Source organism: Kitasatospora sp. NPDC036993 (assembly GCF_055607525.1).
In genome coordinates, this window is the sequence record NZ_JBVJRP010000003.1 from 188,041 (window position 1) to 201,962 (window position 13,922).

A 13,922-nucleotide genomic window follows, 5' to 3' on the forward strand; every position below is an offset into this window, starting at 1 on the left:
CAACTATTTCCAGATGGAAGGGCTTTGTCCCGGCATTCCACCTGGCGAGAAGGCGGTCACGCGGGGTTACCGCGACAGGACGGCGAAGCCGAGGCCCTCGGCCCTGGCCAGGTGGATCGGCGCCCGGACCGCGCCCTCCCGGTGCAGCAGCCGGCCCGCGGCGGCCAGCAGGCCGTCCGGGGCCAGCGACCCGAGGGCCGCCAGGCCGGCGAGCAGGTGGAGGCCCTCGTACAGGCCCACCGCGTAGGCGTCCAGGACCGGCGCCCACGGCCCGCACAGGGCCCGGTGCCGCTCGGCGAGGCTCTGCCGGCGCTCCTCGGCCAGCGTCGCGAAGGAGGGCATCGCGGCGTACAGCGTCCCGGTGTCGTCGCCACCGAGGGCGAGCAGGCCGTTCTCCTCCAGCGCGCCGGAGAGCCGGACCAGCTTCCGGTCCAGTCCGCTGCGCCGCAGCGCCCGGTTGAAGTCCACCAGGTCGCGCCCGATCAGGCTGAGCAGCAGGGCGTCCGCGCGGGCGGCGCGCAGCGCGTCCAGCAGCGGTTCGAGCTCCACCCTGACCGACCCGAACGGGATCCGCCGCTCCAGCACCACCCGGGCACCGGCCCGGGCGGCGAGCCCCTCGGCCGCCCGGTGGACGGAGCGCGGCCAGATGTAGTCGTTGCCGATCAGCGCCCACCGCGCGATCCGATGACGGATCGTCAGATCGCTTATGGAGAAGCCGAGTTGGCGAGCCGGGTCGATGCCGGTGCAGAGCACGCCGGGCAGCCGGGTGCCGCCCTCGTGCGGCGGGGTGTAGACGTACGCGACGCGGCCGGCGGCGACGGTCTCGACCGCCCGGTGGACGTCGCTGGTGTGGCAGCCGGCGAGCGCGTCCAGCGCCCCGGCGTCCAGCAGCCTCCGCACCTCGGCGGCGACCGGGTCGGGAGCGCCGCCGCCGTCCACCAGGACCAGCTCCAGGGGCCGGCCGAGGACACCGCCGCCCGCGTTGACCTCGTGCGCGGCGAGCAGCGCGCCGTCCAGGGCGGACGGGCCGGTGAGCCCGAGCGGGCCGGACTGCGGCACGACGAGGCCCACCCGAAACGCCGCCTGCTCCCGTACGGAGTGCAGCGCATCGAGCGGATCGATCAGCCTGACCTCGACGTTCACAGTGCGAGTATCGTCGTACTGCCGAGATCGGGAAAGGCCGGAAGGGGACGGGTCCGATGATCGCAACTGGTGCCGCACCGGGGGTCGACGGCCGCCCCGGCGAACCCGCCGGCCGGTCCGCCGACGGCCCCACGGGCGTGTCCACGGGCCCGTCCACGGACGACCCGGCGAGCCGCCCCGCCGACCCGGCCGACCGTCACTCCGCCCCGGAGCCGCTGCTGGTCGAGCTGGTCACCCTGGCCCAGCGCAGGCTCTCCGGCAGTCTCGCCGCCGCGCTGGCCGAGGAGGACTGCACCGTCGACCAGTGGCGGCTGCTGCGCGCCCTCGCGGACGGCCGGGGACACGCGATGGGCGAGCTGGCCCAGGCCCTGCTGATCCCGCACGCCAGCCTGAGCCGGCTGGTGGACTCGCTGGCCGACGCCGGCTGGGTCTACCGGCGCCAGGACGACCAGGACCGCCGCCGGATCACCGCCCACCTCTCCCGGCAGGGCCGCATCAGGCTGACCCGCCTCGACGCCCTCGCCGCCGCCCACGACGCCGCCGTCCGCCGGGCCTGCGGCCTCACCGACCCGGCCGGCCTGCTGCGGCGGCTGGCCGCACCCTGACGGGCCCGCACCCCGGCCGGCGCCCCCACGACGACGGTGGCCCGCCCCCGCCGGAGCGGGAACGGGCCACCGTCGAGGCGCGCGCTCAGGCCGGACGGACGGCACCCTTGTAGGGCATCACCGAGATCGGCAGGACCTCGATGTTCTTGCCCGTGCGCGGGGCGTGGATCATCTTGCCGTCGCCGATGTACAGACCGACGTGGTGCAGGTCGTCGTAGAAGAAGACCAGGTCACCGGGCTGGAGGTTGGCACGGTCGATGTGCGGGCCGTCCTTCCACTGCTCCTCGGACGTCCGGGAGATCGTGACGCCGGCCGCGCGGTAGGCCTGGCTGGTGAGGCCGGAGCAGTCGAAGGTGGCCGGGCCGTTCTTGCCCCAGCCGTAGGGCTTGCCGAGCTGGGCCTGGGCGAAGCCGATGATGCTCGCGGCCCGGCCGCTCGCCGGCGGCACCGGGGCGTTCATGTCCGGGCGCTCGGAGGAGCGGGAGGCGCGGTCCTTGGCGGCGGCGGTGGCGGCCTGCTGGGCCTCGGCCTTGGCCTTCTCGGCGCTCTGCTGGGCGTTGATCTTGGCGCGGTCCTCGGCGCTCAGCTTGTTCAGCATCGCCTGGGCCTGGGCCAGCTTGGTCTGGATGTCCTTCTTCTGCTCCGCCAGCTGCGTGCCCACCGAGTCGAGCGCGGCCAGGGTGGCGGTGGCCTCGGCGCGGTCCTGGTCGAGCTTGCGCTGCTCGTCCTGGGCCTGCTTGAGCAGGTTCGCCTGGGAGTCGGAGACCTGGTTCTGCACCGCGGCGCGCTCCAGGTAGGCGGACGGGTCGGAGTCGAGCATCAGCTGGACCGACGCGTCTATGCCGTTGGTGCGGTACTGGTCGGCGGCGACCGCGCCGAGCCGGGTCCGCAGCTCGTTCATCGCCTCCTGGCCGCGGGCGACCTTCTCCTGGATCTGGCTGGCCTCGCCCTGGAGCTTCTGCTGCTTCGCCTGGAAGCCGTTGTGGCGCTCGATCGCCTGCTCGGCATCCTCGTTGAGCTGGTCGACCTGCTCCTTGACGGAGGCGAGGGTCGGGGAGGGCTCGGCGTGGGCGGTACCGGAGGCGAGGACCGCGCCGCCGGCCGCCATGGCCGTGGTGAGCACCGCCATGCGGGCCCGGCTCGGGGGGCTGGGCTTGCGACGCTTTCCCATGGCGGTCGCTCTCCTTACGGGGGGTCTGGGGACGGCTCGAACGGGGCCGGAGACGGCACGGACGGGGCCGGTGGACAGCTCGGACGGGGCCGAGGAACGGCGAAGGCAGGCAGGACGAGCAACGGGGGGTGCTGCCCCGCCCACCTTCTTCGAAGTAACTTAATAGATGAGGGGCAGGGTTCCGCAATCCCCCTGATCATGACGGATCCGGAACATGACGGGACATCGAACGCGGTCCGTGCCATCGGGGTTGACATCGGACGCCGTCCACCGCCGCGGCCGCCCGGAGGAGACCCGCGCCGCCCTTCCGACCACCCGTCACGGCCTCCCCTCCCGCCCCCGGTACCACGCTCCTCGGCACCCCTCCCCGCCTCCTCCCGTCCCTGGTCCCACCTGCCCCGACACCAACTCCCGCCCCAGGTGCCACACGCCTCGGCGCCCGCTGGCACTCCCCGGCCCGAGGAGTGCTCGAAATCCGCCGAACAGAGGGAAAGGTCACACGGGATTCCCCTCCTGCGGCCCTGCGAACGAGCGCTAACCTGCGCACATGAAGGTCCCGCCCGAAAGGCTCCCCCTCGCCGCCGAGTTCCCGGCCGCGCACCGAGAGCAGTGGCAGCAGCTCGTCCAGGGCGTGCTGCGCAAGTCCGGTGCCCAGCCCGAGGACGGCCCCGCCGCCGAGCAGGCGCTCACCACCCGGCTCCAGGACGGGCTGAGCGCACGCCCCCTGTACACCGCCGAGGACACCGCCGCGGCCCCGGGCTACCCGGGCTTCCCACCGTTCGTGCGCGGCGGCCGGCCGCAGGGCTCGGCCGTGGCCGGGTGGGACGTACGCCAGCGGCACGCCGACCCGGACCGCCGGCGCACCAACGAGGCGGTCCTGACCGACCTGGAGCACGGTGTGAGCTCGCTCTGGCTGGAGCTGGGCGAGGCGGGCCTCCCGCTGGACGCGCTGCCCGAGGCGCTGGCCGGGGTGTACCTGGACCTGGCCGCCGTGGCGCTCGACGCCGGACCCGAATTCACCGACGCCGCCGAGCAGTTGTTCAGGCTGTACGAGGAGCGCGAGGTCTCCCCCGGCGCCGCCTCCGGCAACCTCGGCGCCGACCCGCTCGGCCTCCAGGCCCGTACCGGCGAGGCCGCCCGCACCGGGGCGCTGCTCGCCGAGGCCACCGCGCTGGCCGCCCGCTGCGCGGCCGGCTACCCCGGCCTGCGGGCGCTCACGGTGGACACCCTGCCCTACCACGAGGCCGGCGCCTCCCCCGCCCAGGAACTCGGCTGCTCGCTGGCCACCGGCGTCGCCTACCTGCGCGCGCTGACCGCCGCCGGGCTCCCGGTGGACGCCGCGCTCGGCCAGCTGGAGTTCCGCTACGCCGCGGACGCCGACCAGTTCCTCACCATCGCCAAGTTCCGTGCCGCGCGCCGCCTCTGGGCCCGCGTCGCCGAGGTCTCGGGGGCCGGCGCGGACGCCTCCGCGCAGCGCCAGCACGCCGTCACCTCCCGGGTGATGATGACCGCCCGCGACCCGTGGGTGAACATGCTGCGCACCACGGTCGCCTGCCTGGCCGCCGGGGTCGGCGGCGCCGACTCCGTCACCGTCCTGCCCTTCGACAGCGCGCTCGGCCTGCCGGACGCCTTCGCCCGCCGGGTCGCCCGCAACACCCAGACGATCCTGCTGGAGGAGTCCCACCTGGCCCGGGTGATCGACCCGGCCGGCGGCTCCTGGTACGTCGAGCAGCTGAGCGAGGAGCTGGCCCGGGCCGCCTGGGCCTGGTTCCAGGAGATCGAGCGGGCCGGCGGCCAGCACGCCGCGCTCTCCGCGGGGCTGGTCGAGGAGCGGATCGCCGCGACCTGGGCCGAGCGCTCCGTGCGGCTCGCCAAGCGGCGCGAACCGGTCACCGGCGTCAGCGAGTTCCCGCACCTGGACGAGCAGCCGCTGGTCCGCGAGCCGGCCCCGGCGGCCCCGGGCGGCGGCCTGCCGCAGGTGCGCCGCGCCGAGGCCTACGAGGCGCTGCGGGACCGCTCGGACGCCCATGCCGCCCTGCACGGCGCCCGTCCGACCCTCTTCCTCGCCTCGATCGGCTCCGCGTCCGCCCACACCGCGCGCACCACCTTCGCCGCCAACCTGTTCCAGGCGGGCGGCATCGCGACGGTCTCCGCCGAGTCCGTCGACCCGGCGGCCTTCGCCGAGGCGTTCACCGCCTCCGGCGCGACCGTCGCCTGCCTCTGCTCCAGCGACGCGCTGTACGCCGAGCACGCCTCGTCCGTCGCCGAGACCCTGAAGGCGGCCGGCGCCGGCACCGTGCTGCTGGCCGGACGCCTCGGCGAACTCCCGTCCGGAGTGGACGAGTTCATCTTCGCGGGGGGCGACGCCGTCGCCGTCCTCACCTCCCTGCTGGACCAGATCGGAGCCGCTCGATGATCCCCGACTTCACCGGAATCGGGCTGGACGGCGGCGGCGCCGACGTCACGGACGACCAGTGGCGGGCCGCCTGGCGCCAGTCCACCGGCAAGGACGTCGACGAGCTGCTCTGGGACACCCCCGAGGGCATCGGCGTCAAGCCGCTGTACACCGGCGACGACCTGGCCGGGCTCGACTTCCTGGAGACCTACCCGGGCATCGCCCCGTACCTGCGCGGGCCGTACCCGACCATGTACGTCAACCAGCCCTGGACGGTCCGCCAGTACGCGGGCTTCTCCACCGCCGAGGAGTCCAACGCCTTCTACCGCCGCAACCTGGCGGCCGGCCAGAAGGGCCTCTCGGTCGCCTTCGACCTGCCGACCCACCGCGGCTACGACAGCGACCACCCGCGCGTCACCGGCGACGTCGGCATGGCGGGTGTCGCCATCGACTCGATCTACGACATGCGCCAGCTGTTCGACGGCATCCCGCTGGACAAGATGTCCGTGTCGATGACCATGAACGGCGCCGTGCTGCCGATCCTCGCCCTGTACATCGTCGCGGCCGAGGAGCAGGGCGTGCCGCCCGAGAAGCTCGCGGGGACCATCCAGAACGACATCCTCAAGGAGTTCATGGTCCGCAACACCTACATCTACCCGCCGCAGCCGTCGATGCGGATCATCTCGGACATCTTCGCGTACACCTCGCAGAAGATGCCCCGGTACAACTCGATCTCCATCTCCGGCTACCACATCCAGGAGGCCGGTGCGACGGCCGACCTGGAGCTCGCCTACACCCTCGCCGACGGGGTGGAGTACCTGCGCGCGGGTCTGGACGTGGGGCTGGACGTGGACGCCTTCGCGCCGCGGCTGTCGTTCTTCTGGGCGATCGGCATGAACTTCTTCATGGAGGTCGCCAAGCTGCGCGCGGCCCGGCTGCTGTGGGCCAGACTGGTCAGGCAGTTCGACCCGAAGAACCCCAAGTCCCTCTCGCTGCGCACCCATTCGCAGACCTCGGGCTGGTCGCTCACCGCCCAGGACGTGTTCAACAACGTGACGCGCACCTGCGTCGAGGCGATGGCGGCGACCCAGGGCCACACCCAGTCGCTGCACACCAACGCCCTCGACGAGGCGCTCGCCCTGCCCACCGACTTCTCCGCCCGCATCGCCCGCAACACCCAGCTGCTGCTCCAGCAGGAGTCGGGCACCTGCCGGTCGATCGACCCGTGGGGCGGCTCCGCGTACGTCGAGAAGCTGACGCACGACCTGGCCGCCAGGGCCTGGGAGCACATCCAGGAGGTCGAGGCGGCCGGCGGCATGGCCAAGGCCATCGACGCCGGCATCCCCAAGCTGCGCGTCGAGGAGGCCGCCGCCCGCACCCAGGCGCGGATCGACTCCGGCCGCCAGCCGGTGATCGGCGTCAACAAGTTCCGGGTGGAGAGCGACGAGCAGATCGAGGTGCTCAAGGTCGACAACTCCTCGGTGCGCGCCCGCCAGATCGAGAAGCTTCGCCGGCTGCGCGAGGAGCGCGACGAGACCGTCGTCCAGGACGCCCTGAACGCGCTGACCCGGGCCGCCGAGGCCGGTCCGCAGCGCGGCGGTTCGCTGGACGGCAACCTGCTGCACCTGGCCGTCGGCGCGGCCCGGGCCAAGGCCACCGTCGGCGAGATCTCGGACGCCCTGGAGAAGGTGTACGGCCGCCACTCCGGCCAGATCCGTACCATCTCGGGTGTGTACCGAGACGAAGCGGGGCCGTCGGCCTCCCTCCAGCGCACCCGCGACCTGGTCGAGCGGTTCGAGCGGGCCGAGGGCCGCCGTCCGCGCATCCTGGTCGCCAAGATGGGCCAGGACGGCCACGACCGCGGCCAGAAGGTGATCGCCACCGCCTTCGCCGACCTCGGCTTCACCGTGGACGTCGGCCCGCTGTTCCAGACCCCGGCCGAGGTCGCCCGCCAGGCCGTCGAGGCGGACGTCCACATCGTCGGCGTCTCCTCGCTGGCCGCCGGGCACCTGACCCTGGTGCCGGCGCTGCGCGCCGAACTCGCCGAGGCGGGGCGGGAGGACATCACCATCGTGGTCGGCGGGGTCATCCCGCCGCAGGACTTCGACGCCCTGTACGAGGCGGGCGCGGCGGCGGTCTTCCCGCCCGGCACGGTCATCCCGGACGCGGCGTACGACCTGTTGAAGTCACTGGCGGCCGACCTCGGCCACGAGCTGTGATCGCCTGATCGGATGCCTCCGCGGACGATCGACCTCGACAGCTACGTGACGGGTGTACTGGACGGCTCGCGCGCCTGGATCGCGCGCGCCGTCACGCTCGTCGAGTCCTCCCGGCCCGACCACCGCGCGCTGGCCCAGCAGTTGCTCCGGCGGCTGCTGCCGCACGCGGGCGGCGCGGTCCGGGTGGGCATCACGGGGGTGCCCGGTGTCGGCAAGTCGACCTTCATCGACTCCTTCGGCACCATGCTGACCGACCAGGGCCACCGTGTCGCCGTCCTCGCCGTCGACCCGACGTCGAGCCGGACGGGCGGCTCCATCCTGGGCGACAAGACCCGGATGGAGCGGCTGGCGGTGGATCCCGCCGCCTTCGTCCGGCCCTCCCCCACCTCGGGGACACTGGGCGGGGTCGCCAAGGCCACCCGGGAGTCCATGGTGGTGATGGAGGCGGCCGGGTACGACGTGGTGCTCATCGAGACGGTGGGCGTGGGCCAGTCGGAGACGGCCGTCGCCGGGATGGTGGACACCTTCCTGCTGCTCAGCCTGGCACGGACCGGCGACCAGTTGCAGGGCATCAAGAAGGGCGTCCTGGAGCTCGCGGACGTCATCGCCGTCAACAAGGCGGACGGCCCGCACGAGCGGGACGCCAAGGCCGCGGCACGTGAACTCGCGGGCGCGCTGCGGCTGTTGCAGGCGCCCGATGCCGCGTGGACGCCGCCGGTGCTGACCTGCAGCGGCCTCGACGGCGCGGGACTGGACGTGCTGTGGGAGCGGTTGCAGCAGCACCGCAAGGTGCTGGACGCGACGGGCGCCCTGGCCGCCAAGCGGCGGGACCAGCAGGTCGAGTGGACCTGGGCGATGGTGCACGACCAGCTGTACGCGCGGTTGCACGAGAACCCGGAAGTACGGCGGCTGGCACCCGAGTTGGAGACCCAGGTCCGGGCCGGCACCCTCCCGGCCGGGCTGGCCGCCCAGCAGATCCTGGACGCCTTCTTCGGCTGACCGAGAGCCTGCGGTTCGAGCGCCGTGCCCCACACGAGTAGGGGGCACGGCGCTTCGCATACCCCGGGGCGGCAATCGCCCGAACGGATGACGCCAAGTCGATACGGGTACACCAGAGCGGAGAACCGAGGAAGCTGGTCGAGCCGCCGCACCGGTCGAACAGGGGACGGGATCACGATGACCCACCGGCCACGTACACCGAACACCGCGCTCGCCACGCTCATGCGGCAGGCGGGAACGGGCAACAGTCAGCTCGCCCGGGCCGTGAACCGGGTCGGCGCCGAGGCCGGGCTCCGGCTCGCCTATGACGCGTCGGCGATCTCCCACTGGCTGACCGGGACACGCCCCCGGGCCGAGGTGCGGGAGGTCGTTCGGGAGGTGCTCTCCCGCCGGCTCGGGCGGCCGGTGACACCTGAGGAGACCGGGTTCGGGCCACATGCCGGGCAGGCGGCCGGCCGAGGCGTCCTGCCCGATCTGATGACGATCGGCAGGTCCGACACGGATCCCTCACGTCGTGGTGTGCTGGCCGCCGGTCTCTACTCGCTGGCCCTCACGCTGCCGGAGTTCGACGAGAGCCCGGAGCGGATCGCCCGTGCCGCCGCGGGCCGGACCGTGCGTGTCGGCAGGGGCGAGGTCCAGACCGTCCGGACGATGACCGACCGGATCGCCGGAATCCTCGACGAGCTGGGGGCCGCCCATGCCCGTCCGATGGCGGCGGCGTTCCTGGTGAACTCGGTGGGGCCGTGGCTCCAGGCATCCGGCACGACCGAGGTGAAGGCCGAACTGCTGTCGGCCGCCGCCGATCTCACCTATCTCACCGGCTGGATGGCGATGTACGAGACCGCCCACGGACTCGGCCAGAGCTATTACGTCCAGGCCCTCAAGCTCGCCCGGGAGGCCCAGGACCACGTGACGTACTGCCGCACGCTGCGCGGCATGGCGCTCCAGGCGTCCAACCTCGGCTACGGCCCGAAGGCCCTCGAACTCGCCGACTCGGCCGCCGAGGCCGCTCCCGTCGCCGGCCCCAGGCTGCGGGCCTTCCTCTCGGGCCAACAGGCACACGGCGCCGCCATGGTGAAGGACCGACGCCAGGCCTTCGCACGTCTTACCGAGACCGAGACGGCGCTGGCCCGGGCCGACGGGCGCAACGACTCCATCGGCGGCTACGACCAGGCCGCGTACCACTTCCACGTCTCACACGTGCTGTACGAACTCGGCGACCTCCCGGGCTCCATCAAGGAACTCCGGCTCTCCGACCGGGCCCGCCCCGCCAACGAGAAGCAGGGCCGCGTCCACGGCAACGGCCTGCTCGCCCGCCGCCAGATGGAACTCGGGCACATCGAGGCCGCCTGCGCGACCTGGGACACCTTCCTGGACGACTACGTCACGCTCAGCTCCGTCCGGGGCGACGAGCACTTCCGAGCGCTGAACGCGACCCTCCCGGCACATGCCACCAACGGCACGGTGCACCGACTCCGGGAGCGCACCCGCGAGGTCGCACGGCAGAAGGCCGCGTGAGGCACCACTCACGGCGGGCGGGGCAGGTCCGTGCCATGCGCCGTGCCCGGCCGGGCACGGGGCGCGGCCGGGCACGGCTGGGCCGGGTTCAGCCCAGCGGGAGGGACTTGAAGGCCCGGGCCTGCTCGGTGATGGCGCGTTCGGTGGGCAGCCGCTCCATCGAGGAAGCGCCGAAGAACCCGGCGATCCCCGTGGTGTGCTCCAGCACGTAGCGGGCATCCTCGGGTTCGGCGATCGGACCGCCGTGGCAGAGCACGATGATCTCCGGGTTGACCCGCTTCGCGGCGTCGTGCATCTCCTGCACGGCCGCCGCCGCCTGGTCGAGGGTGAGCGCGGTGGCCGCGCCGATGGAGCCCTTGGTGGTGAGCCCGACGTGCGGGACGAGCACGTCCGCGCCGGCCCGGGCCATGTCGGCAGCCTGCCCCGGGTCGAACACGTAGGGGGCGGTGAGCAGTTCGCGCTCGTGGGCCTGGCGGATCATGTCGACCTCCAGCCCGAAGCCCATCCCGGTCTCCTCCAGGTTCGCCCGGAACGTGCCGTCGATCAGTCCGACCGTGGGGAAGTTCTGCACCCCGGTGAAGCCGACGGCCTTCAGCTGGTCCAGGAAGTTGCCCATGATCCGGAACGGGTCGGTGCCGCACACCCCTGCGAGCACCGGCACCTCGCGGACCACCGGCAGCACCTCCCCCGCCATCTCCAGCACGATGGCGTTGGCGTCGCCGTACGGCATCAGGCCCGCCAGCGAGCCCCGGCCGGCCATCCGGTAGCGGCCCGAGTTGTAGATGATCAGCAGGTCGACGCCGCCGGCCTCCGCGCACTTGGCGGACAGGCCGGTGCCGGCGCCGGCTCCGATGACCGGCCGGCCGGCGGTGATCTGCGCGGTCAGGCGGGCCAGGGCTTCGGTGCGGTTCACGGGTGGACTCCTCTTGCGGTGGGGCGGTGCGGTGGTGACGCGTCGTCAGTTGTTCGCCGACGGGCGGTCCTGCGCGGTGATCAGCTGGTGCAGCCGGTCGGCGGCCGCGACGGCGAAGGCCGGGTCGTTCAGATGGGCGTCCAACTCGCGCAGCTCGACCCGGCCGCCCGCCAGCGCCGAGCGCAGCGCCGCCAGGCCGGCCCGGTCGGCGGCCGGGTCGTGGAAGGGCCCGCCGGGCGCGTCCACGGCGGACACGCCGCCGAGCGGCCAGAGCACCGTCACCGGGCCGCGCGACGCGTTGAGCTTCCGGCCGAGGTCGGCGCCGACGGCGGCCAGTTCCTCGGCGGTGGTGCGCATCAGGGTGACGGTGGGGTTGTGGACCAGCAGCCGGCGCTCGGCGAAGCGCTCCGGAACCGTCTCCCGGGGGCCGAAGTTGACCATGTCCAGCGCGCCCGGCGCGACCACCTGCGGGAGGCCGGCCCGACCGGCCGCGGTCAGCCGGTCCGGCCCGGCGCTGAGCACACCGCCGACCAGTTCGTCGGCGAGTTCGGTGGTGGTCAGGTCCAGGACGCCTGCCAGGAAGCCGCCCGCGGCCAGCTTCTCCAGGGCCCGGCCGCCGGCCCCGGTGGCGTGGAACACCAGGACCTCGTAGCCGAGTTCGTCCAGGCGTTCGCGGGCGGCGTCGACCGCGGGCGTGGTCACGCCGAACATGCTGGCGCCGACCAGCGGGCGGCCCGGCGGGCGCGGGGCGGCGAGCAGCCGCTCGTACCGGACGGCCATGCCCCCGACGGCGGCCACCGCGTTGCCGAGGATCAGGGAGGACACCGAGTTGATGCCCGCGACGTCCACCACGCTGTACATCAGGGTGACGTCGCTGCTGCCCACGTACGGTGCCACGTCCCCGCCCGCCATGGTGGACACCAGCAGCTTGGGCACCCCGACGGGCAGCGCCCGCATCGCGCGGGCCGCGATGGACGACCCGCCGCTGCCCGCCACCGCCAGGACGGCGTGCAGCCGGCCCGACCGGTACAGCTCACCGACCAGCCGCTCGGTACCCTGGGCCATCGCCGTCACCGCGGCCCCGCGGTCGCCCGCGGAGCGCAGCGCCGCCAGGTCGTGGCCGGCGGCGCGGGCGACCTCCTCCGGGCCGATGTCGGCGGCCGGGGTGCCGGCCGGCGCCGGCAGCACGCCCGCGTCGACCACGACCACCTCGCAGCCGTCCGCCCGCAGCCGCTCGGCGAGCCACGCGTACTCCGCGCCCTTGGTGTCCAGTGTCCCGACCAGCACGACGGTCGCCATGTCCCTGCTCCTTCGAACGGACGATTCCCCGATCATCCGGCGGGGCCGGGCCGGCGGCAAAGACCACTTGCGGGCAAGTGGCCTGCCGTGCGTCCGACCGGGCCCACGGCACCGCCCCGCCGTCCCGTCGCACCACCGGTCGCCCGCGCCGGCCGCACCGCCGCACTCCACCGCCCTGCCGGGCCCGCACCCCCGCCGGGGCATCATGGACGGCATGGACCGGATCCCCGCCACCCGCCTGTCACGCCTGCTCACCGGCTGGGCCGCCGACGGTCCGGGCCCGCTGCCGCAGCTGCTCGCGGACGCGCTGCGCGAGCTGGCCGAGCGCGGGGACGTGGCGCCGGGCAGCACCCTGCCCTCCCAGCGGGAGCTCGCCGCGTCCCTCGGTGTCAGCCGCTCCACCGTCACCTCCGCGTACGGGCTCCTGGAGGCGCAGGGGCGTCTGGAGAGCCGGCACGGCAGCGGCTCGCGGCTGCGTGCCTCGGGACCGGTCGGCGGACCCGTCGGCGAGGGGCGGCTGGCCAGCTTCGGCACCCGGGAGGGCGTCGTCGACCTCTCCAGCGGCGCTCTGGAGGGCCTGCCCACCGTCGCGGACGCCCTCGACTCGCTGTCCGGCCGGGACCTCGCCGCCGCGCTCGACGGCGACGGCTACCTGCCGTACGGGCTGCCGCAGCTGCGCGAGTTGCTGGCGGAGCAGTACCGCGCGGCCGGCCTGCCGACGTCGCCGGACCAGATCCTGGTGACGGCCGGCTCCCAGCAGGCGCTCTGGCTCGTCACCCAGGGCCTGGTGGAGCCGGGCGACACGGTGGTCGTCGAGGACCCGACCTACCGGGGCGCGCTGGAGGCACTGCGCGCCCGGGGTGCGCGGCTGCTGCCGCTCCCCCCGTACGGCCCGGGCGCCGGCACGGGCGACGGCCACGGACCCGCCGCCCTGGCCCGGCTGGCCGGCCGGCTCCGACCGCGCCTGGTGTACCTCCAGCCGACCGTGCACAACCCGACCGGGCGCGCCATGAGCGGGCGCACCCGGCAGGACTGGGCCGCCGTCCTCGCCGAGCACGGCCTGTACACCGTCGAGGACGACGCGTACGCGGAGCTGCTCCTGCCCGGGGCCGTCGCGCCGCCCCCGCTGGCCGCGCAGCTGCCGGACAGCCGGACCGCGACCATCGGCACCCTCTCCAAGCTGTACTGGGGCGGCCTGCGGCTGGGCTGGATCCGCGCCTCCCGCACGGTGATCCACCGGCTGGCCGAGCTGCGCAAGTCCGTCGACCTGTCCTGTCCGGTGGTGGAGCAACTGCTCGCGGTGCGGCTGCTCCGGTCGCTGCCCGAGGCCCGGGCCCGGCGCCGCGCGCAGCTGCGCGAGCGCCTCGCCGCGGCCGAGCGGCTGCTCACCGAGCAGGCTCCGCACTGGCGTTGGGAACGGCCGGCCGGCGGCTCCGCGCTCTGGGTCGAACTGCCCGGCACCGATGCCGGGGCGACCGCCCAACTGGCCCGCCGGGCCGGCGTCCTGGTCGTCCCGGGGCCCGCCTTCTCCGCCGTCGACGGGTTCCGCAGCCACCTGCGGCTGCCGTTCGCCGACCGGCACGACCGCCTGGCCACCGCCCTGCCCGTCCTGCTGCGCAGCGCGGAACGCGCCGGCCCGGCCCGCTGAGCCGCCGTACCC

Annotated in this window: 10 protein-coding genes; 6 read left to right on the forward strand and 4 right to left on the reverse strand. The window is 74.2% G+C overall.

Annotation, left to right across the window (positions count from 1 at the left end):
- Positions 1–66: 66 nt before the first annotated feature.
- Positions 67–1,143 carry an ABC transporter substrate-binding protein gene (locus ACZ7C5_RS06990; protein WP_401092025.1) on the reverse strand — a complete coding sequence of 359 codons (1,077 nt, stop codon included), beginning with the start codon at positions 1,141–1,143 and terminating at the stop codon, positions 67–69.
- Positions 1,144–1,199: 56 nt separating this feature from the next.
- Here ACZ7C5_RS06990 and ACZ7C5_RS06995 point away from each other — a divergent pair, with 56 nt between their 5' ends.
- A complete protein-coding gene (locus tag ACZ7C5_RS06995) occupies positions 1,200–1,748 on the forward strand; it encodes a MarR family winged helix-turn-helix transcriptional regulator (protein ID WP_401092026.1) in 549 nt (182 codons plus the stop codon).
- A gap of 85 nt (positions 1,749–1,833) precedes the next feature.
- On the opposite strand, the gene ACZ7C5_RS07000 is transcribed toward ACZ7C5_RS06995, so the two are convergent.
- Positions 1,834–2,919: a C40 family peptidase gene (locus tag ACZ7C5_RS07000; protein WP_401092027.1), complete on the reverse strand. Its 1,086-nt coding sequence runs from the start codon at positions 2,917–2,919 to the stop codon at positions 1,834–1,836.
- Positions 2,920–3,466: 547 nt separating this feature from the next.
- Between ACZ7C5_RS07000 and ACZ7C5_RS07005 the strand changes: the two genes are divergently transcribed.
- The 4 genes from ACZ7C5_RS07005 to ACZ7C5_RS07020 all read left to right on the forward strand — a co-directional run bounded on the left by ACZ7C5_RS07005 (position 3,467) and on the right by ACZ7C5_RS07020 (position 10,050).
- Positions 3,467–5,335, forward strand: coding sequence for a methylmalonyl-CoA mutase family protein (locus ACZ7C5_RS07005; RefSeq protein WP_470322171.1), 1,869 nt, complete (start codon positions 3,467–3,469; stop codon positions 5,333–5,335).
- Positions 5,332–7,533 (forward strand): methylmalonyl-CoA mutase, encoded by a 2,202-nt coding sequence (gene scpA, locus ACZ7C5_RS07010; protein ID WP_470322172.1) that lies wholly within the window; start codon positions 5,332–5,334, stop codon positions 7,531–7,533. Before ACZ7C5_RS07005 ends, scpA begins: the two co-directional genes overlap by 4 nt.
- Before the next feature lie 12 nt (positions 7,534–7,545).
- A complete protein-coding gene (gene meaB / locus ACZ7C5_RS07015) occupies positions 7,546–8,532 on the forward strand; it encodes a methylmalonyl Co-A mutase-associated GTPase MeaB (protein ID WP_401092030.1) in 987 nt (328 codons plus the stop codon).
- Between the two features lie 177 nt (positions 8,533–8,709).
- Positions 8,710–10,050: a hypothetical protein gene (locus tag ACZ7C5_RS07020; protein WP_470322173.1), complete on the forward strand. Its 1,341-nt coding sequence runs from the start codon at positions 8,710–8,712 to the stop codon at positions 10,048–10,050.
- A gap of 88 nt (positions 10,051–10,138) precedes the next feature.
- Here the strand turns inward: ACZ7C5_RS07020 and ACZ7C5_RS07025 are convergent, their stop codons facing one another.
- Positions 10,139–10,963, reverse strand: a complete 825-nt coding sequence (locus tag ACZ7C5_RS07025; protein WP_401092032.1) for a phosphoenolpyruvate hydrolase family protein — start codon at positions 10,961–10,963, stop codon at positions 10,139–10,141.
- A 45-nt stretch (positions 10,964–11,008) separates the two neighbouring features.
- Complete coding sequence (locus tag ACZ7C5_RS07030) at positions 11,009–12,262, reverse strand: Tm-1-like ATP-binding domain-containing protein (protein WP_401092033.1); 1,254 nt, start codon at positions 12,260–12,262, stop codon at positions 11,009–11,011.
- Between the two features lie 214 nt (positions 12,263–12,476).
- Between ACZ7C5_RS07030 and ACZ7C5_RS07035 the strand changes: the two genes are divergently transcribed.
- Positions 12,477–13,910: an aminotransferase-like domain-containing protein gene (locus ACZ7C5_RS07035; RefSeq protein ID WP_470322174.1), complete on the forward strand. Its 1,434-nt coding sequence runs from the start codon at positions 12,477–12,479 to the stop codon at positions 13,908–13,910.
- The last annotated feature ends 12 nt before the right edge of the window (positions 13,911–13,922 follow it).

Excerpts from the sequence above, each read along its gene's own strand:
- ACZ7C5_RS07030 (WP_401092033.1), bottom strand. The coding sequence starts at position 12,262 with ATGGCGACCGTCGTGCTGGTCGGGACACTGGACACCAAGGGCGCGGAG.
- scpA (WP_470322172.1), top strand. The coding sequence starts at position 5,332 with ATGATCCCCGACTTCACCGGAATCGGGCTGGACGGCGGCGGCGCCGAC.
- ACZ7C5_RS07020 (WP_470322173.1), top strand. The coding sequence starts at position 8,710 with ATGACCCACCGGCCACGTACACCGAACACCGCGCTCGCCACGCTCATG.
- ACZ7C5_RS07035 (WP_470322174.1), top strand. The coding sequence starts at position 12,477 with ATGGACCGGATCCCCGCCACCCGCCTGTCACGCCTGCTCACCGGCTGG.
- meaB (WP_401092030.1), top strand. The coding sequence starts at position 7,546 with ATGCCTCCGCGGACGATCGACCTCGACAGCTACGTGACGGGTGTACTG.
- ACZ7C5_RS07005 (WP_470322171.1), top strand. The coding sequence starts at position 3,467 with ATGAAGGTCCCGCCCGAAAGGCTCCCCCTCGCCGCCGAGTTCCCGGCC.
- ACZ7C5_RS06995 (WP_401092026.1), top strand. The coding sequence starts at position 1,200 with ATGATCGCAACTGGTGCCGCACCGGGGGTCGACGGCCGCCCCGGCGAA.
- ACZ7C5_RS07000 (WP_401092027.1), bottom strand. The coding sequence starts at position 2,919 with ATGGGAAAGCGTCGCAAGCCCAGCCCCCCGAGCCGGGCCCGCATGGCG.